This is a genomic window from Gilvimarinus sp. DA14 (assembly GCF_024204685.1).
GTDB lineage: Bacteria > Pseudomonadota > Gammaproteobacteria > Pseudomonadales > Cellvibrionaceae > Gilvimarinus.
Genome location: NZ_CP100350.1, coordinates 2,561,007 through 2,580,878, shown reverse-complemented (window position 1 = coordinate 2,580,878; position 19,872 = coordinate 2,561,007). Strand labels below are relative to the sequence as shown.

General features: G+C 50.8%; 19 protein-coding genes. 16 read left to right on the top strand and 3 right to left on the bottom strand.

Annotated elements, in window-relative coordinates; all coding sequences use genetic code 11:
• Positions 1-117: 117 nt before the first annotated feature.
• The 3 genes from NHM04_RS11290 to NHM04_RS11280 form a co-directional block, all read right to left on the bottom strand.
• Positions 118-597: a 2TM domain-containing protein gene (locus NHM04_RS11290; protein WP_254263897.1), complete on the bottom strand. Its 480-nt coding sequence runs from the start codon at positions 595-597 to the stop codon at positions 118-120.
• Positions 598-707: 110 nt separating this feature from the next.
• Positions 708-1,331, bottom strand: a complete 624-nt coding sequence (gene lepB, locus NHM04_RS11285) for a signal peptidase I (protein ID WP_254263896.1) — start codon at positions 1,329-1,331, stop codon at positions 708-710.
• Between the two features lie 40 nt (positions 1,332-1,371).
• Entirely contained in the window at positions 1,372-2,232 is an 861-nt protein-coding gene (locus NHM04_RS11280) for a fructosamine kinase family protein (RefSeq protein WP_254263895.1), read from the bottom strand.
• Positions 2,233-2,785: 553 nt separating this feature from the next.
• Here NHM04_RS11280 and mnmG point away from each other — a divergent pair.
• The 16 genes from mnmG (at position 2,786) to NHM04_RS11200 (ending at position 19,809) form a co-directional block, all read left to right on the top strand.
• Entirely contained in the window at positions 2,786-4,681 is a 1,896-nt protein-coding gene (mnmG, locus tag NHM04_RS11275; protein ID WP_254263894.1) for a tRNA uridine-5-carboxymethylaminomethyl(34) synthesis enzyme MnmG, read from the top strand.
• A complete protein-coding gene (rsmG, locus tag NHM04_RS11270; protein ID WP_254263893.1) occupies positions 4,681-5,322 on the top strand; it encodes a 16S rRNA (guanine(527)-N(7))-methyltransferase RsmG in 642 nt (213 codons plus the stop codon). Before mnmG ends, rsmG begins: the two co-directional genes overlap by 1 nt.
• Before the next feature lie 83 nt (positions 5,323-5,405).
• Positions 5,406-6,212, top strand: a complete 807-nt coding sequence (locus tag NHM04_RS11265; protein WP_254263892.1) for a ParA family protein — start codon at positions 5,406-5,408, stop codon at positions 6,210-6,212.
• Between the two features lie 28 nt (positions 6,213-6,240).
• Positions 6,241-7,152, top strand: a complete 912-nt coding sequence (locus NHM04_RS11260) for a ParB/RepB/Spo0J family partition protein (protein WP_254263891.1) — start codon at positions 6,241-6,243, stop codon at positions 7,150-7,152.
• A gap of 395 nt (positions 7,153-7,547) precedes the next feature.
• Positions 7,548-7,880, top strand: coding sequence for an ATP synthase subunit I (locus tag NHM04_RS11255; RefSeq protein WP_254263890.1), 333 nt, complete (start codon positions 7,548-7,550; stop codon positions 7,878-7,880).
• Positions 7,881-7,933: 53 nt separating this feature from the next.
• Positions 7,934-8,878 carry a F0F1 ATP synthase subunit A gene (gene atpB / locus NHM04_RS11250; RefSeq protein WP_020208603.1) on the top strand — a complete coding sequence of 315 codons (945 nt, stop codon included), beginning with the start codon at positions 7,934-7,936 and terminating at the stop codon, positions 8,876-8,878.
• Positions 8,879-8,927: 49 nt separating this feature from the next.
• Positions 8,928-9,164: a F0F1 ATP synthase subunit C gene (atpE, locus tag NHM04_RS11245; protein WP_020208604.1), complete on the top strand. Its 237-nt coding sequence runs from the start codon at positions 8,928-8,930 to the stop codon at positions 9,162-9,164.
• Between the two features lie 50 nt (positions 9,165-9,214).
• Positions 9,215-9,685 carry a F0F1 ATP synthase subunit B gene (locus NHM04_RS11240; protein WP_254263889.1) on the top strand — a complete coding sequence of 157 codons (471 nt, stop codon included), beginning with the start codon at positions 9,215-9,217 and terminating at the stop codon, positions 9,683-9,685.
• A 12-nt stretch (positions 9,686-9,697) separates the two neighbouring features.
• The gene (locus NHM04_RS11235; protein ID WP_254263888.1) at positions 9,698-10,234 is read left to right on the top strand and encodes a F0F1 ATP synthase subunit delta; all 537 of its coding nucleotides are present in this window, start codon (positions 9,698-9,700) and stop codon (positions 10,232-10,234) included.
• 16 nt (positions 10,235-10,250) lie between these two features.
• On the top strand, positions 10,251-11,795 hold the full coding sequence (gene atpA / locus NHM04_RS11230; protein ID WP_254263887.1) for a F0F1 ATP synthase subunit alpha: 1,545 nt from the start codon (positions 10,251-10,253) through the stop codon (positions 11,793-11,795).
• 51 nt (positions 11,796-11,846) lie between these two features.
• A complete protein-coding gene (atpG, locus tag NHM04_RS11225) occupies positions 11,847-12,710 on the top strand; it encodes a F0F1 ATP synthase subunit gamma (protein WP_254263886.1) in 864 nt (287 codons plus the stop codon).
• Positions 12,711-12,780: 70 nt separating this feature from the next.
• Positions 12,781-14,160, top strand: coding sequence for a F0F1 ATP synthase subunit beta (gene atpD, locus NHM04_RS11220; protein WP_254263885.1), 1,380 nt, complete (start codon positions 12,781-12,783; stop codon positions 14,158-14,160).
• Between the two features lie 49 nt (positions 14,161-14,209).
• Positions 14,210-14,635 carry a F0F1 ATP synthase subunit epsilon gene (locus NHM04_RS11215; RefSeq protein WP_020208610.1) on the top strand — a complete coding sequence of 142 codons (426 nt, stop codon included), beginning with the start codon at positions 14,210-14,212 and terminating at the stop codon, positions 14,633-14,635.
• Positions 14,636-14,755: 120 nt separating this feature from the next.
• Complete coding sequence (glmU, locus tag NHM04_RS11210) at positions 14,756-16,120, top strand: bifunctional UDP-N-acetylglucosamine diphosphorylase/glucosamine-1-phosphate N-acetyltransferase GlmU (RefSeq protein WP_254263884.1); 1,365 nt, start codon at positions 14,756-14,758, stop codon at positions 16,118-16,120.
• An 11-nt stretch (positions 16,121-16,131) separates the two neighbouring features.
• Entirely contained in the window at positions 16,132-16,965 is an 834-nt protein-coding gene (locus NHM04_RS11205) for an undecaprenyl-diphosphate phosphatase (protein ID WP_254263883.1), read from the top strand.
• An 84-nt stretch (positions 16,966-17,049) separates the two neighbouring features.
• Positions 17,050-19,809: an insulinase family protein gene (locus NHM04_RS11200; protein ID WP_254263882.1), complete on the top strand. Its 2,760-nt coding sequence runs from the start codon at positions 17,050-17,052 to the stop codon at positions 19,807-19,809.
• Positions 19,810-19,872 lie beyond the last annotated feature (63 nt).

The window sequence follows — 19,872 nt, the reverse complement described above, 5'->3', positions numbered from 1 at the left end:
GTCTGACGCTGAACGCTGAATAAAAATTTTTGGGGTGACGTTTCTCCCCTTCAAGCCCGAAGAGCTGCTTTCAGGATTATGCGTCTAACATCAGACTTCCGACATCTAGCCACTTACTTACAACTTCCGACCCAACCGTTTCTCAACTTGCTTTTTCTCCCAGCCCGGACCAAAAAAGTTGAAAACCTCGAAGGTTTGGATACCGTGAATAAGCAAACCAATACCCCAACCAAAGGTCGGCCACCAGGCCCAAAGGTACCCAGGTGAGGTTGTCAGGTTGATAAAAAACAAAAAGGGAATAACGACCAAATAGGTCAACACATTTGTGTAAAACGCCTTTAGATCACGCACATACTCCAGCGCCTGCTGTTCTTGCTGGTCGGTGGCGGTAGTTTCTGGGGTGTTGCTCATCTCGCTGTCCTCGGGTTGCCATTGACTGATATCAATATCGAAAACAGCGGCGAGGGCTTTGCGCGACTCCAGAGCTGGTGTCTGGCCGCGCTCGATCCGCTGAATAGTGCGGATGCTCAATCCTGTCATCTCGGCCAACTCCTCCTGCGACCAACCCCGCTGCAGCCTTAACTTGCGAACATTCATAATCGCCTCCTTCGATATTGCAGCCTTTATGGTGGTCGAGAACGCCCGTCAGGGTAAGGTCATCAACCCGACATCTAGGCGACAGTCTTTATAAATCAGTAAGTTAGGGGTCAAAGGACATCGCTGGCAAAGCGCTCCACAAAACGATCTGACAGGCTAAGCCCTACAGCAGCGACCTTACCCACCACCTGGGACTTATCCACAAAACCCCAGTAGCGGGAATCATAACTTTGATGGCGGTTATCGCCCATGACAAAGTATTTGCCCTCGGGCACCACAAATTCCCCGTTAAATGTATCTGTAGCAAGGTCGCTAGTGGAAAGCTGAACTTTGTGGGCCAACAGCGGTGTTAGGTTTTGCCAAAGCGCCCCCTCTTTTTCCTCAATGGTTAAACGCTCGCCGTTAAGCCAGATAGAGCTGCCCGCAAACCGCAGCCGGTCGCCAGGGACGCCTACCACTCTTTTCACCAGGCACTGGTCGGTATGGGAGGGAAAGAATGTAATCACATCGCCGCGCGAAGGCTCGCCAGTAGACCAAAGTCGCGAGCGGGTAAAAGGCACCGCCGGCCCATAGGCGAGTTTATTCACAACCAATACATCCCCCGGGTACAAGGTTGGCTCCATGGAACCAGAGGGCACATAGTTCCAATCAGCTACCGCCGTGCGAAAAAACGCCATGCCGAAAAGAAACAAAATAATGCCGCGGTTTGCTTTAACCCATTTACCTATTTTCATGGTCTAACTCCCTGTGAATGAGCGGCTATAGATCCTCAATTCACCGACCGAGTTCCATCACCTCATCAATGGCTGTACGCACAGAGTTCAGATACCCGGTACCAAAAAGGTTGAGGTGGTTTAGTAAATGATAGAGATTGTACAAGCTCTGGCGCACCTGCCAGCCTGCAGGCAGCGGCCACTGTTGTTGGTAAGCTCGATAAAAAGCGTCGTTAAAGCCTCCGAATAAACGAGTAAAGGCTATATCTGTCTCCCTATCGCCATAATAAGTCGCAGGATCAAACACGATCGGGGTGCCGTCTTGCAAATAGGCTTTGTTGCCGCCCCAAAGGTCTCCATGCAAAAGCGAGGCTGGGGGCTGATGACTAGCCAAGATTTTATCGTTAGCACTTTTTACCCCCTGCCACTTATCCATTTGCAGCCCGGCAGATTTCGCCATGCGTAGCTGAGGCAGCAGACGACTCTGCCACCAAAACTCTGCCCAGCTCTCGCTCTTGCAGTTCACCTGTATACTGGCACCAATATAGTTGTCATAGTCCAACCCATATCGGCCATCGCTGCTTTGCTGACCATGCATGAGTGCCAACTGCTGTCCCAGCAAAGCCTCATCTCCTTGGGCACGAAGCTCTAAGAACGGCAAAATCAACGCCGAACACTCACTTACAGAGACAAATCCCAGGGCTTGTGGGCAAGCCAGCTCCCCCGTATCGAGTTTTAGCAGGTTGTTATATTCGGCCTCTAGCAGCCCTTTTTGGCGATGTACTTTGATAAAAAACGACTCACCGTCTGTGTTCTCCACCCGAAAACTGTCGCTGATATCCCCACCGGCTACAGGCACGCGGCTATCCAGTGCCAAATTTCCAGAAAAAAACTCGTCATTCAGTTGCTGCCAAATATCCACTGTTGTACTCCGGTCGCGGCTTTAAATTAGGTTAATCACAGTCGCTGGATAAGGTTATCCACAGATTTTAGGGATGTAATTAGCTAACTTACAGAAACTATCCACATTTGTTCACAGGTTTATCCCATAAAGTCTTGTTTTAACAACTATTTTGCTTAATAAGTAAGCGCTTTTTCAAATAACCCTGTGCAATTCGGCTGAACAACTTGAAGACGAAATTGGGGATAACTGCGGCTTTCTGATTTCTGGGGACAAGTCGCTGTTTCATCCATAGGTTAATAACGGCCTTCAGGCAGCTTCCCAGCATCTTTTCTGTCTGGTTACACTTTTTATAATCTATTGATTTAGTTAAATAAAATAGGATTTTCCACAGACAGTGCCGTTACCTACTATCACTATAAATTCAATCTATATATATAAATTCTTATTTATTTACTTATTAAATATTTATTTGAATAACTTAAAGAATGAATAAAGATTGGACATGTTTTGTACAACTGGATGAACCGCTCTATAATGTGCGCCCATTTTTCCAAGCGCCGCGAGGCAGGCTATGATTTACCCTGAAAAATTTGACGTAATCGTTGTCGGCGGCGGTCATGCCGGTACCGAAGCCTGTCTGGCCGCCGCCCGCATGGGCTGCAAGACCCTGCTGCTCTCCCACAACATTGAAACCTTGGGACAAATGTCCTGTAACCCTGCTATTGGGGGCATTGGCAAAAGCCATTTGGTCAAAGAAATTGATGCCCTGGGGGGCGCTATGGCCTTGGCAACCGATGCCGGGGGGATTCAGTTCAGAATTCTTAACGCTCGCAAAGGACCGGCAGTGCGAGCTACACGTGCGCAGGCCGATCGCGTGCTCTACAAAGCCGCCATTCGACATACATTGGAAAACCAGCCGAATTTATGGATTTTCCAGCAAGCAGTAGATGATCTGATTGTTGAGAATGATGAAGTTCGTGGCGTAGTCACCCAAATGGGGCTGAAATTTCAGGCCAATCAGGTGGTGTTAACCACCGGCACCTTCCTTGGCGGTGTTATTCACATAGGCCTGCAAAATCACAGCGGCGGTCGCGCTGGCGATCCGCCAGCACAAGCCCTCGCCAAGCGGTTGCGTGAATACCCGTTGCGCGTCGATCGTTTAAAAACCGGTACCCCGCCCCGTATCGACGCCAAATCGGTGGATTTTTCCGACTTGCAGGAGCAGTGGGGCGATGAACCTCGGCCCGTTATGTCAGTTCGTGGCAACCGCGAGATGCAGCCCCAACAGGTGTGCTGCTGGATAACTCATACCAACGAGAAAACCCACGAGGTGATTCGCGGCGGACTGGACCGCTCGCCCATGTACTCCGGTGTGATTGAGGGGGTTGGTCCGCGTTACTGCCCGTCTATCGAGGATAAGATTCATCGCTTTGCCGACAAAGACAGTCATCAGGTGTTTATCGAGCCCGAAGGACTGACTACGCATGAGCTCTATCCCAATGGCATTTCCACCAGCCTGCCCTTTGACGTGCAAATGAACTTGGTGCGCTCAATCAAAGGGTTTGAAAACGCCCACATCACTCGCCCTGGTTATGCGATCGAATACGATTATTTTAATCCACAGGATTTGAAATACTCGCTGGAAACCAAAGTAATTGGCGGCTTGTATTTTGCCGGGCAAATCAACGGCACCACCGGTTACGAGGAGGCGGGCGCCCAGGGCTTGCTCGCCGGTTTGAACGCGGCGCGGCGCGCCCGCGAACAAGAGGCCTGGTGTCCGCGTCGCGACGAGGCCTACCTTGGAGTACTGGTGGATGACCTGATTACCATGGGTACCCGAGAGCCCTATCGCATGTTTACCAGCCGGGCGGAATATCGCTTGTTGCTGCGCGAAGATAACGCCGATCAGCGCTTGACCGAAATTGGTCGCACCATGGGCTTGGTGGATGATGCCCAGTGGCAGGCATTTTGTGAAAAAAGTGAGGCTGTAGAGCGTGAGCGCGCGCGTCTCAAAGACACCTGGGTGCAGGCGGGCTCAGCCGAAGCGCAAGCGCTGGAAGGCAAGGTGAAAAGTAAACTGACCCGCGAATACAGTTTGTTTGATTTGCTCAAACGCCCTGAACTGCACTACGCCGATGTCGCCAACCTGAAGGGGGAAGCCTGCGACAGTGAAGCGGTGGCCGAACAAATCGAGATTGATGCGAAATACTCTGGGTATATTTCCCGCCAGCAAGAGGAAATCGACCGCTTGCGCGCCCACGAAAACACGCTGTTTCCGGTGGATTTTGATTTTAACGCGGTGGACGGTTTATCCAACGAAGTGAAGCAAAAGCTCAGTGATGCGCGCCCCGAAACCCTCGCCCGTGCTCAACGTATCCCCGGGGTGACACCGGCAGCTGTGTCGCTGCTTCTGATTTACCTGAAAAAGCGGGGCTTGCTCAATCGGCGTCAGGCCGAGGCTTGCTGATGAGTGATCGCGGTACTTTGCAGCGCCAGCTGCAGGAGGGCGCTGCCAGCTTGGGCGTATCTCTGAGCGACGCACAGCAGGGCCTTCTGCTGGATTATCTGCAGGAATTTGCCAAGTGGAACAAGGCATATAACCTTTCCGCAGTACGCGATATTCAGCAGATGTTGGGGCGTCACCTACTGGATTCTTTAGCCGTAGTGCCGCATATTCACGGGCAAAACCTGATTGACGTGGGCACTGGGGGCGGCTTGCCTGGCATCGTACTGGCGATCTGCTACCCAGAGAAAAAATTTACTTTGCTGGACAGCAACGGCAAGAAAACCCGGTTTTTATTTCACGTGAAAACCCTGTTGGGGCTTGAGAATGTGACGGTGGAAAACTGTCGTGTTGAGTCCCTCAAGCCTGAGTCGCTGTTTGACACTGTGATCAGCCGGGCCTTTGCGAGCCTCGCGGATATGACCCATTGGTGTCGCCACCTTTTGAGCGACAATGGCCAGTTCTTGGCTATGAAGGGGCAGTTCCCGCAAGTTGAGTTGGATGAAATTCGCGAAGCTTACGAGTTGCTGAGTAGTATTGAATTGCAGGTACCCGGCGAAGAGGGTGAGCGACATCTGCTGATTATCCGGCGAAAACAGAGTTAACCTCTGTCAGCGCTTGCCCGGCGTTCGCAACTGCCACACAATAGAGACCTTTTGCGCGAAGGCTACGAAAAAAGGATAACCACTTGACCAAGATTTACGCCATTGCAAACCAAAAAGGCGGGGTCGGCAAAACCACCTCCTGCGTCAATCTGGCGGCATCGCTGGTGGCAACCAAAAAACGGGTGTTGCTGGTGGACCTGGACCCACAGGGCAACGCCACTATGGGCAGTGGAATCGATAAGTCCGAGTTGGATGAAACCGTGTACGACGTTTTGACTGATCGTGCGCCAATAGCTGACTGCCTGGTGGTTTCAGAAGAGGGCAAGTACCACGTGCTGCCCGCCAATGGTGATCTGACCGCCGCCGAGGTGGAAATGTTGTCGCTCGCCAACAAAGAGCGTCGATTGGATGTGGTGTTGAAAGAGGTTTCTGCGCAATACGATTACATCCTGATCGACTGTCCACCATCGCTGAACATGCTCACGCTCAACGCTCTGGCCGCTTGTCACGGTGTGATCATCCCCATGCAGTGTGAGTACTACGCCCTTGAGGGGTTGTCGGCGCTGATGGGTACCATCGGCCAAATTCAGCAGGTGCTCAATCCCGAGCTGAAAATTGAGGGTATCTTGCGCACCATGTACGATCCTCGCAACAGTCTGACCAACGATGTTTCGGCGCAGCTGCACCAGCACTTTGGCGACCGTGTTTATCGCACCTGCATCCCCCGTAATGTGCGTCTTGCCGAAGCCCCGAGCTATGGTCAGCCGGTTTTGGTGTACGACCGTCAATCCAAAGGGGCCATGGCCTATCTGGCGCTGGCAGGCGAAATCCTGCGTCGCAACGATCAAAATGAAGCGGCCGATTCTATTCAACCCGAAATCGCGCATTGAGCGCTGAAAGTTTTAAACAGGTAACCCCATGGCAGGAAAACGCAAAGGTTTGGGCAAAGGCTTGGACGCGCTCTTGGGCGCTGGCGTCAGCGCACCCAAAGTAGGCACTCCCTCGGATAACAGCCCGCAAACACAAGCCTCTGCACCGACCATTCCCGCCGATGGCAAGCTAATGCAGCTGCCGGTAGAGCTGATTCAACGGGGGAAATATCAGCCCCGTCGCGATATGCACCCTGAAGCGCTGGAGGAGCTTTCCGACTCCATCAAGGCTCAGGGCGTGATGCAGCCGATTGTGGTGCGCCCCATCGGCGACGACAAATACGAAATTATCGCCGGGGAGCGACGCTGGCGCGCGACTCAGCTAGCGGGCCTGGATAAAATCCCCGCGGTCGTGCGCGAAGTGCCCGACGAAGCGGCCATCGCCATGGCGCTGATTGAAAACATCCAGCGTGAAGATTTAAACCCCATTGAAGAGGCCATTGCCCTTAAGCGGCTGCAGGACGAGTTTGAGTTAACTCAACAAGAAGTTGCCCAGGCGGTGGGTAAATCCCGCACCACGGTAACCAACTTACTGCGATTGATCGCGCTCGACGATGAGGTGAAAAAGCTGCTGGAGCACGGCGACCTGGAAATGGGACACGCCCGCGCCCTGCTAACTCTCTCTCCCGAACAGCAGCGTGAAGCGGGTCGGATTATCGTGGCCAAAGGGCTTACTGTGCGTCAGACCGAAGCTCTGGTGCGCAAGCTGCAAGAAGAAAAAGACAACCCCCCTGCCGCCCCCGTGGAAGTATCGGCAGATATTAAACGCCTGCAAACTGAGCTTTCCGAAACACTGGGTGCCGGTGTCAGTATCCAGCATTCCAGCAAAGGTAAGGGTAAGTTAGTCATCAGTTACAACAACCTGGATGAGTTAGACGGCATTCTCGCTCATATCCAATAAAAATCAGAAGACCGTTTTTTCGCGCCTGCGTTATTTGTCCACCTTAACTTTTGCCTTAGACCCTGCTAGGCTTTGCGCTCCGTTTTCGGGGTTATCCACAGGGATTGGTCTGGCCAGTTAAGAAGCGTTAATGGTTGATTTGCTGTTATTTGCCCAAATTCGGGGCGTATCTACCCCCAACTGAGCGAAAATGGCGCGGTTGCTGTTGAAAGGCCTGTAATAAAACCCCTATAATGCGGCGGCTTTGCAGCTGATCTGTAAGCTGCAGTAAAGCCAGTAACGGCGAAATCGACTGAATGCCAACAAATAGGCAGCAAAAGAGAGAATCGATGCCCTGGGCACGCCGTCAGACATCGGCTGTTTTAGCCAAGCTCCCGGTTTTTAGATACCTGGTAATGCTGTGGTTAGCACTGTGTGTCATTAGTGGGCCAGTTCTGTACTGGCAACCACTTTGGGGGATTTCAATACTCTGGGGATTTTCTGTTTGCCTGGTTCCTGCCATGGTATTTGCCAGGCTTGCCGGGCAAATTCGCGGTGCGACGGCAGTACGCCAGAGTGTTAGCCGGTTTTACCGGGCCGAATCAGCCAAGTTATTACTGACCGCCGTATTGTTCGCGGTGGTTTTTACCCGGGATGTGCGTATTAGCCTACCGGTTTTTTTATGCGCTTTTGTTACGGCGCAAATTGCACAAATGATTGTTACAGCAGCGGTGTTAAACCGCCGCTAAAGCCAGCCGAGCTGGTAAACAAACGTTTTATTACACAAGTTGAGAGATTGCAGATGGCAGCGGACGGTAACGCACCTACGACCACCGAATATATCCAGCACCACTTGACCAACTGGACCTACGGTAAATTACCTGCCGGCACCTATTGCGATGGCAAAAGTGTGCAGGAAACCACCGGCTGGACAGTGGCACATTGCTCAGAAGAAATGTCAGCCATGGGCTTTAATGCCATCCACCTGGACTCTATGTTGTGGTCCATAGGCTTGGGGATTATTTTTCTTGCCCTGTTCCGCTGGGGAGCATCAAAAGCTCATGCGGGTGTTCCCACAGGTATGCTCAACTTTGTTGAAGCGATCATTGAATTTATCGACAAAACCGTTAAAGACGCTTTTCAGTACAAAAGCCGTTTCGTTGCTCCGCTGGCGCTGACGATTTTTGTTTGGATTTTCCTCATGAACCTGATGGACCTGGTGCCGGTGGATCTGATACCGCAGTTGGCTGCCTGGGTTGCAGGTGATCCTCATTTCTACTTCAAGATAGTACCAACTACCGACCCGAACATTACTCTGGGTATGGGTTTTACGGTGTTCTTCTTGATGATTGCGTTCAGTATTCGTGAGAAAGGTTTTGTCGGCTTTGTCAAAGAGCTGACCTTCCACCCTTTCCATCCGCCCACCAAGGGCGCCGGTATTATTCTCGCACCTTTGATTATCGTGATTAACTTTGCGTTGGAGTCTGTGACCCTACTGGCGCGTCCTATTTCACTGGGGCTGCGACTGTTCGGTAACCTCTACGCGGGTGAAATGATCTTTATTCTGATCGCCACCATGTTTGGTGCTGGTCTGATCCTCGGCCTGTTTGCGGGTGTACTACAGCTGGGCTGGGCGCTGTTCCATATTATTGTGATTACCCTTCAGGCGTTTGTATTTATGGTGCTGACCATTGTGTATATGGCAATGGCTTTCCATAACGACGATGAAGACCAGTTTACGCATTAATCTTTAACTTAACTTTTACCTTTATCTTTAAAAATCGAGGAGATTTACCATGGGTTTAGCACTGATCGCTGTAGCGCTGTTGATTGGTTTGGGTGCACTGGGTACCGCTATCGGTTTCGCCATTTTGGGTGGCAAGCTGCTGGAAGGTTCTGCCCGTCAGCCTGAACTGGCTCCTATGCTGCAAGGTAAAATGTTCCTGATCGCCGGTCTGCTTGATGCTGTACCGATGATTGGCGTGGGTATCGCTATGTACATTCTGTTCGTTACCGTACCGGGCCTGGCATAAGCTAACGCTTGTATTAACGCACAGAAACTTCCCATAACAGAGGTGTCGGCGTGAACCTTAATTTAACCATCATTGGACAGTCCATTACGTTCATCGTCTTCGTGCTTATTTGCATGAAGTACATATGGCCTCACATCACTGCGGCCATGACTGAGCGTCAAAAGAAAATTGCCGATGGTCTGGCCGCAGCAGATCGCGCAAGTAAAGATCTGGAACTGGCTCAGGAAAAGGCAAAGCATGAGTTGCGCGATGCCAAAACTGAAGCAGCCAGTATTCTGGAATCTGCTAACAAGCGCGCTACTCAGATTGTGGAAGAAGCGAAAGAGCAGGCCCGCGAAGAGGCTAACCGCATCAAAGCGGCGGCCCAGGCAGAGGTAGAGCAGGAAGTGAACCGCGCGAAAGAGCAGTTGCGTTCACAGGTGGCGACCCTGGCGTTTGCTGGTGCCGAGAAAGTTCTCGAGTCTTCTGTTGACCAGTCCGCACACAAAAACATGATCGACAAACTGGCTGCCAGTTTGTAAGTGAGGTGAATTGTGGCTGAACTGACTACCCTCGCAAGACCCTATGCCAAAGCGGCGTTTGCATTTGCCCGCGACCATGGCGATCTTGCGAGTTGGGCAACACAACTGAAAACCCTGGCGATTGTCAGCGAGTATGGCAAGGTGAAGGATGTTATTACCTCCCCTGCCCTGACTCCCGAACAGCAGGCGAGCACCCTGCTAAGTGTTTGCGGCGAAGAGTTGGACAGCAAAGTGAAAAACTTTGTCGAGCTGTTGGCCGAAAACAAGCGCTTGGCTTTGTTGCCCGAGGTATTCACCCTTTTTGATGCGCTGAAAACCGCCGAAGAGCAAGCTGTCGATGTAGAACTGACGACTGCCTTTGAGTTGGATGATGCCAGCGAGAAGAAACTGGCGGATGCCCTCAGTGCCAAGCTGGCACGCAAGGTTAAAGTCAGCACCGCAGTTGATTCTGAACTGCTCGCTGGCGCGATTATCAAGGCTGGTGATTTAGTCATCGACGGCTCCATGCGCGGTCGGTTAGAGAAACTCGCCAAAGCAATCAATTCGTAGGATTGAGGAACAAAGCATGCAGCAGCTGAATCCATCCGAGATTAGCGAAATTATTAAACAGCGCATCGAGAGCCTCGATGTGTCATCCGAAGCCCGCAATGAGGGCACGGTTGTATCAGTATCTGACGGTATTGTTCGTATTCACGGCCTGATGGACGTGATGTACGGTGAGATGATTGAGTTTGAAGGCGGCGTCTATGGTATGGCGCTGAACCTTGAACAAGATTCCGTAGGTGCCGTAATTCTGGGTGATTACTTCGGTATTGCCGAAGGTCAAACCTGTAAGTGTACTGGCCGTATTCTTGAAGTACCTGTGGGCCCGGAACTGGAAGGGCGTGTTGTCGACGCACTGGGTAACCCCATCGACGGTAAGGGCGCCATCAACGCCAAAGAAACCGATGCCATTGAAAAAGTAGCCCCGGGCGTAATTTGGCGTCAATCGGTAGACGAGCCTGTGCAAATTGGTTTGAAAGCGGTTGACTCAATGGTGCCAATCGGTCGCGGCCAGCGTGAGCTGATCATTGGTGACCGTCAAATCGGTAAATCGGCCATTGCCGTAGATGCGATCATTAACCAGAAAGATTCTGGTATTAAATGTATCTATGTTGCCATCGGTCAGAAAGCTTCTTCTATTGCCAGTGTTGTACGCAAACTGGAAGAGCACGGCGCTATGGATCACACCGTAGTGGTTGCGGCGACTGCATCAGACCCTGCTTCCATGCAGTACCTCGCGGCGTTTGCCGGTTGTACCATCGGTGAGTACTACCGTGACCGTGGTCAAGACGCTCTGATTATTTACGATGACTTGACCAAGCAAGCTTGGGCATATCGTCAAATCTCTCTGCTGCTGCGTCGCCCACCGGGCCGTGAAGCCTACCCAGGTGATGTTTTCTACTTACACTCACGTCTGCTGGAGCGTGCCGCGCGCGTAAACCCAGACTACGTAGAAAAATTCACTAACGGTGAAGTAAAAGGCAAAACCGGTTCTTTGACCGCACTGCCGATTATTGAAACTCAGGCTGGTGACGTTTCGGCGTTCGTACCGACTAACGTAATTTCTATTACCGACGGTCAGATCTTCCTGGAAGCTGACATGTTCAACTCGGGCATTCGTCCCGCCATGAACGCCGGTATTTCGGTATCTCGTGTAGGTGGTTCGGCGCAGACCAAGATTATCAAGAAACTGTCTGGTGGTATTCGTACCGCGCTTGCCCAGTACCGCGAGCTGGCAGCTTTCGCGCAGTTTGCCTCCGACTTGGATGAAGCGACTAAATCTCAGCTTGAGCACGGTGAGCGTGTGACCGAGCTGATGAAGCAGAAGCAGTACTCGCCCATGAGCATTGCGCAAATGGGTCTGGTTCTGTACTGCGCCAACGAAGGCTACTTGAAAGATATCGAAGTTAAGAAAATTCTCGACTTCGAAGCTGCCCTCTTGTCTTACGCCGATGCTGAGCACGGTGAGTTGATGAAGCAAATCAACGAAACCGGTAATTGGAATGGCGAGCTGGAAGAGCAGTTCAAAGCCTTGGTTGAGAAGTTCAAGTCCAGCCAAACCTGGTAATGGTGTGGTGCGCATTGCGCACCACCTAAAGAAATCTCGAGGGCCGGAGTAATGGCAGGCGCAAAAGAAATACGCACACAGATTTCGAGCATTAAGAGTACGCAAAAAATTACCAGCGCGATGAACATGGTCGCCGCGAGTAAAATGCGTAAAGCTCAAGAGCGTATGCAAAAAGGCAAACCCTATGCCTCGCGTATGCGTGAAGTGATCGGACATCTGGCAAACGCCAACCCTGAGTACAAGCACAGTTTTATGGAGCAGCGTGAAGTTAAGCGCGTGGGCTTTGTAATTGTGTCGACCGACCGGGGTTTATGTGGTGGCTTGAACATTAACCTGTTTAAAGCTGCCCTGAAAAAAATGAAGAGCTACTCTGATCAGAACATAGAAATCGATCTGTGTTTGATTGGTGCTAAAGCTCAGGCATTTTTTAATAAATTTGGTGGCAAGGTTTTGGCCAGCACCCGCGATATTGGCGAAGCACCCGCACTGACCGATTTAATTGGTTCAATCAAAGTGATGCTGGATGCCTACGCCGAGGAAAATATCGACAAGCTGTACTTAGTGGGCAATGAGTTTGTTAACACAATGACTCACGACCCCTATGTATCGCAGCTGTTGCCGCTTGAGCCCAAGCAAGACGAAGCGATTCAGCATCACTGGGATTACATTTACGAACCAGACGCCGAATCACTGTTGGACGTTTTGTTAAAGCGCTACGTTGAAACCCAGGTCTATCAGGCTGTGGTAGAAAACGGCGCCTGTGAACAGGCTGCGCGGATGATCGCAATGAAAAGCGCCACCGACAATGCCGGTGAGCTTATCGACGGGCTGCAGTTGGTATACAACAAAGCACGTCAAGCGGCGATTACCCAAGAGTTGTCGGAAATTGTGGGCGGTGCTGCGGCGATTTCCTAATCGCCCGGCCCTGAGAAAAGAATTTAGCTTAAACCTTCAGGCCAAAGCCTGAAATAAAGAGGAACCGGAAATGAGTAGCGGACGTATCGTACAGATTATCGGCGCCGTGATCGACGTGGAATTCCCGCGCGATGCTGTGCCTCAGGTATATGACGCACTGACCATCACCGAGAAAAACCTGACCTTGGAAGTGCAGCAGCAATTGGGCGACGGTGTGGTACGCACCATTGCACTGGGCTCGTCTGAAGGTTTGCGTCGCGGTCTGGATGTAGAAAACACCAAAGATGCGATTAAAGTGCCTGTGGGTAAAGAAACCCTGGGCCGTATTATGGACGTACTGGGTAACCCCATCGACGAAGCCGGCCCCATCGGCGAGCAAGAGCGGATGAAAATTCACCGCGAAGCGCCTGCCTACGAAGAGCTGGCCGCTTCTGACGAGTTGTTGGAAACCGGTATTAAAGTTATCGACCTGGTTTGTCCGTTCGCCAAGGGTGGTAAAGTTGGTCTGTTCGGTGGTGCCGGTGTAGGTAAAACCGTAAACATGATGGAGTTGATCAACAACATCGCGAAAGAGCACAGCGGTCTGTCTGTATTCGCCGGTGTGGGTGAGCGTACTCGTGAAGGTAACGACTTCTACTACGAGATGAAAGAGTCCAACGTACTGGACAAAGTTGCCATGGTTTACGGCCAGATGAACGAGCCACCGGGTAACCGTCTGCGTGTTGCACTGACCGGCCTGACTATGGCTGAGAAGTTCCGTGACGAAGGTAAAGACGTTCTGTTGTTCGTCGATAACATCTACCGTTACACCTTGGCTGGTACCGAAGTATCGGCACTGCTGGGTCGTATGCCTTCTGCAGTGGGTTATCAGCCGACTCTGGCCGAAGAGATGGGGGTACTGCAGGAGCGTATTACCTCGACCAAAACCGGTTCTATTACTTCGGTACAGGCGGTTTACGTTCCCGCGGATGACTTGACCGACCCGTCGCCGGCTACCACCTTTGCTCACTTGGACTCTACCGTTGTACTGTCTCGTGATATTGCGGCAAAAGGTATTTACCCGGCGATTGACCCACTGGATTCCAGCTCGCGTCAGCTTGACCCACTGGTTATCGGTCAAGAGCATTACGACTGTGCTCGCGGTGTGCAGACTGTTCTGCAGCGCTACAAAGAGCTGAAAGACATTATTGCGATTCTGGGTATGGACGAGCTGTCTGAAGAAGATAAGCAAACCGTTGCCCGCGCCCGTAAGATCGAGCGCTTCCTGTCTCAGCCTTTCCACGTAGCGGAAGTATTCACCGGCTCTCCCGGTACTTACGTTTCTCTGAAAGAAACCATTCGCGGTTTCCAGGGTATTTTGGCCGGCGATTACGACCACTTGCCCGAGCAGGCTTTCTACATGGTTGGCACCATCGACGAAGCCATCGAGAAAGCTGAGAAAATGAAGTGATTGAGCGCGGCCTAGCCGCGTTCATCCCACAAGCTTAAGAGGCGGGATTATGGCCATGACACTCCACTGCGATATCGTCAGTGCAGAAACCGAAATCTTTTCTGGTCTGGTAGAAATGCTGGTTGCTACAGGCTCTCAGGGTGATCTGGGGGTTAACTACGGCCACGCCCCACTGCTTACTGCGCTGGAGCCTGGTCCTGTGCGTATTAAAAAGCAAGGCGGTGAAGAAGAGGTTTACTATGTTTCTGGCGGCTTTTTAGAGGTGCAGCCCAACCACGTCACTATTTTGGCAGACACGGCTCTGCGCGCTGGTGATATGGACGAAGCGGCAGCCGAAGAAGCCAAGAAAGAAGCGGCGAGCAAACTGCTGAGCCAAGCTGGGAATATTGATTATTCCAAGGCGGCGATTCAGTTGGCGGAAGCCTCTGCACAGTTGCGTGCACTGCAAGCGGTGCGTCGCAAAACGCGGTCGTAACATTATCGCGCTGTTGTTGAAAAAGGGTGGCTCAGGCCACCCTTTTTTATTGCGTAAAAGAAAAGCACAGTCAGCGCAGAGTCGAATTGTTATTATGCAGCTTCGCTAGGAGGAGTAGTCATGCTGGATATAGTCATATTAGCGGCGGGCAAAGGTACCCGCATGCGTTCAAGTAAACCCAAGGTGATGCAAACGATCGCCGGTAAGCCTTTACTGCGCCATGTAGTGGATACTGCCCAACAACTACTGACGGCGGGCACTAGCCCCACTGTTGTGGTTGGCTTTGCTAAAGAACAGGTGATCGCAGGCTTTACTTCCAATGAAATAACCACAGTAGAGCAACGTGAACAGCTGGGTACAGGTCACGCGGTCGCTCAGGCGTTGCCTTACCTTCGCGACGACGCGGTGGCACTGATTCTTTACGGTGATGTGCCTCTGATCCAAAAACAAACACTTGAGTCATTGGTTGCGCAAACGGATTCAAATTCGCTCGCGGTCTTAACCGTAAATTTGCCAAACCCTAAAGGCTATGGGCGCATGCTGCGAAATAGTGCGGGAAATATTATTGCCATTGTGGAAGAAAAAGACGCGACGCAGCAGCAGCGCACAATTAATGAAATAAACACTGGCATCATGGCGGTGCCGGTGCACTTGTTAAAAAAATGGTTGCCAGAGCTTTCCTGCGACAATGCCCAGGGCGAGTACTACCTAACCGACATTATTGCCAAGGCTGCCGCGGAAAATATAGTCGTCAATAGTGCTCAGCCAGAGTTTGTCTGGGAAGTTGAAGGAGTAAATGATCGGCGCCAACAGGCGGCATTGGAGCGTGCTTATCAGGCTTATCTGGCCGATAAGTTCATGTCCGAAGGCTTGGCATTGCAGGATCCGGCTCGTTTTGACTGTCGCGGCAGCCTTAGTTTCGATCAAGATGTAGAGATTGATATCAACGTGGTCATTGAAGGTAAGGTGCACCTGGGCGATGGTGTTCGTCTGGGCCCGAACTGCGTTATTCGTAACTCTACCCTGGCTGCTGGCACTGTGGTTGAGGCCAACAGCATTATCGACGGTGCACAAATTAACGAAAGCTGCACCATTGGCCCCTATGCTCGCTTGCGCCCTGGCAGTGTGCTGCAAAAAAACGCCAAAGTAGGAAACTTCGTCGAAGTGAAAAAGTCAGTAATCGGTGTTGGCAGTAAGGTGAATCACCTAAGCTACATTGGCGACTGCACCATGGGTGATGGAGTGAATGTCGGCGCTGGCACCATTACTTGTAACTACGACGGCGTAAACAAGTTTCGCACCGAGATTGGTGACAACTCGTTTATTGGCTCAAACTCGGCGCTGGTGGCTCCAGTGGTTCTGGCAGCAGGTACCACTGTGGGTGCAGGCAGTACGATTACCCGCACTACAGAGATTGATGATTTGGCAATCGCCAGGGCTAAGCAACGTAATATTTCTGGTTGGCAGCGTCCGACAAAAAAATAGGCGATACATCCGTGCAATGGCTTGAAGTGCTGATACTGGCATTAATCCAGGGTTTAACAGAGTTTTTGCCGGTTTCCAGCAGTGCTCATCTATTGTTGGTGCCGGTGTTTACCCAGTGGCCGGATCAAGGGTTGGCATTTGATATCGCCGTACACTTTGGTAGTTTGGTCGCGGTTATAGCTTACTTTCGCAAGGATATAGCGCGTTTAATCGTTGCCTGGAGCGCGAGTATTTTTCAGGGCAAAAAAAGCGGTGAGGCACGCCTCGCCTGGGCCGTGCTCTGGGCTACCGTGCCGGTAGGCTTAGCTGGTTTGTTGGCAAAAAGCTATATCGAAGACCATATGCGCTCGGGTGTGTATATGGGGTACAGCCTGATCATATTTGGTTTGCTGCTGGGTTGGGCCGATTGGCGTTACTCCCGGCGCCTAAAGCATAGTAATGCAAGCAACGAATCGCTGTGCAATAGCGAGTACAACCTAACGGTGAAACAAATAACGGGTATCGCACTTGCTCAGGCACTGGCACTGATTCCGGGTACTTCGCGTTCGGGTATTACCATGACAGCTGGTTTGCTATTGGGGTTAACGCGCGAAGCCAGTGCACGCTTTTCTTTTTTACTCAGTATTCCGGTGATCGCCTTGGCAGCGCTATTACAAACGACCGAGCTGATCGGCGAGCCGCAAAGTATTCGGCTTGATCAACTATTGGTTGCCACTGCTTTATCGGCAATTAGCGCTTATGCATGCATTCATTGGTTTTTACTGTTAATTAAAAAACTTGGCATGCAGCCTTTTGTTATTTACCGAGTGTTACTCGGCGCTTACTTAATTTATCTATTCAGCTAACGAAAAAAGGACGCTCGTATGTCTGTGTTAAAACTGCTTCGGAGTATATGGTTTAGCTCTGTTATTGTTTCGGTTTTAGTAGTAATGGGTGCATGTACTCCAGCAGACACTCAACCAGGCTCTGATACATCGCCCGCTGCTGAAGCCAGCGGTATCCGCAAAAGCCCGAATGATACAAGGCAGTACCGAACGCTAAGCTTGCAAAATGAACTGCAGGTGGTACTGGTATCCGACCCAAGTGTAGAGGTGTCGGGCGCATCTCTCAGTGTCGGTGTCGGCAGCTATCAAAACCCCGATCAAATTCCAGGTCTAGCGCATTACTTGGAGCATATGCTGTTTCTCGGTACCGAAAAATATCCCGAGCCCAACAGCTTTCAGACCTTTGTTCAGCAAAACGCTGGCTTCAGTAATGCGTACACTGCCAGCACCCATACCAATTATTTCTTTCAGGTAGCTGAAGCTGCCTACGACGAGGCATTGGATCGCTACAGCGACTATTTTAAGGCGCCGACATTTGATCGTCAGTACAGCAACAAAGAGCGTCATGCCGTAGACAGCGAATGGTCAATGGGCCGCGAACAGGATGGTCGCATCATCAACCGCCTGCGCGGGCTGACCGCAAACCCAGCGCATCCATCTAGCCGGATGAGTGTGGGTAATCTAGAGACTCTAGTAGATCAGCCGAATATGCCGCTGTATGAAACCATGCTGAGTTTCTACAACCGCTATTATTCAGCCAACAATATGAAGTTAACACTATTTGGCAAACAGCCGTTGGATGAGCTAGAAGCTTTAGCAGAGAAACATTTTAGCGGTATTAACAATAGCCAAGTTACCCACCCAAAAGTTAAGCAAAAGGGTTTAACGGCTGAGGTGCTAGGAGAGCATATTTATTATAAGCCGCAAAAACCTACTCGCCAGCTGGTTATTGAGTTTGCGATTGACGACAATACCGATCAATGGCCAGTAAAACCCAATCGCTATCTCGCCAATTTAATAAGCTCCGAAGAGCCGGGAACGGCGGCGGAGATTTTACGGAAAAAAGGTTGGGTGGATGATTTCACTGCGAGTATAAGCCCGGACTACTATGGCCCAGATGGCATGTTTATGGTCAATATAGGCCTTACCGAATCGGGCCTTGCTCACGAAGACGAAATTATCGCCACGGTTTTTGCCTACCTAAATAAAATACGCAACGATGGTGTAGATGCGAGCTACTTTCGCGAATATAAAGCCATGGCAGAAAAACAGTTTGCTGATCTGCAAATGCCCAACCCGCTTAATCAGGCCATTGGTTTTTCCAGCTCGATGTTTAACATACCCGTCGAGCATTTAATTGATATGCATTATGTTTATGAAAGGTTTGATCCAGCCGCGATCAATAATGTGCTCGATCAGTTGCAACCGCAGAATTCGCGCATCTGGCATATAAACCCCCAAGTAGAGGTTGATACCGATATCCCCTATTACGCGGGTCAGTACAGTGTCCAAAAATTTACTTCCTCAGAGCTCAATAACTGGCAAAAGATGGCGGCTGATATAGCTATGTCCCTGCCGGAAGAAAATGATCTGTTTAGTTCCGCTAACGCAGAGGTAGTCGCGCCCACCATTGAGAAGCCAAAGAAAGTTGTAGCGCAAAAAGGTATTGAGGCATGGCTCGCCCATAGCATACGCCATCAGTCTGAACATGGTTATCTGCAAGTCATGTTCAACACGAAGTTGCCGCAGCTAAATGCCGAAAATCAAGTCATGAGCGATTTAATTAACCGCATTTTTTCTTTGCAAACTACGGCGTTACGAGATAAAGCGGGGCGTGCGGGTATAGGTATTGGTATTGAGAGGCCGCGCGGCAATCACGCCCTTACATTATCTGGCTACAGTGAAAAACACGCTTTGTTGTATGGCCGTTTATTGCAGCGCTGGGTTGAGATGGAAATTGACGCGCAGACCTTCACTATCGCTATGGAAGGCTATCGCGATTGGTTGGATGGTCGTGCCAAAGCCGAGCCGAATCGCCAGCTATTTACGGAATTAGATCGTTTAATGTCTACCCCCAGTTGGACGGACACCCAGCTGCGTCAGGCAAGCGAACAAATCACTCTGGATCAGATAAACCAATATCAGCAAAAACTACTAAGCGAAAACCGGATTCGAATTTTTGCGTTCGGTAATTACGATGAGCAGATGGTTAAAGAGTTTGCGTCGATTACGCAAGCTAAACTTCCGCACAGCTGGCAAAAGCTCGAGCGTTATCTCAGCCAGTACCACACGCCTAAAGTCGGTGAACAACAAGAGTACTCCAGCAGCACCCAGCATACGGACAATGCACTGTTACAAGCTTATTATTCACCGGTAGATAAGCTGAACACTGGTGCACAACTGCTGCTTTTAAATTCGGTCTTTCATCAAGCGTTTTACAATAAACTGCGCACCGAAGATCAGGTGGGTTACGTTGTAGGTTCGAGTATCGACCGCATCGGCGATTACTGGGGTTTTATTCTCTATGCGCAGTCAACCAATACCGAGCTGGCCGATTTAAAACAGCGCTTTAATGACTTTGTTAAAAACTATCCTGAGCAATTGGATGCTATCGAGCCATCGGTGTTTGATACCTTGCGCGACAGTGTGATCGCGCAAATTAATCAACCGCCAGGTAATTTTTACGACGATTATCCACGCTATCTCAATGACTTTTACCGAGGCAATGATCAGTTTGACAGTCGTGACAAGCTGACGGCGGCGATTGCTGCCACAGACAAGTCACAGGTACAGGCCTTGTACCAGTCGCTAATGTTGGACGGCGACTCTGAAACAGTGGTTATTTCCCTGAGCGGACAAAACTGATTCAAGGGGGCATATTGCCCCCGCTTATTTTCACCAAAACTTGGGAATAACCTTTCGTTTTGC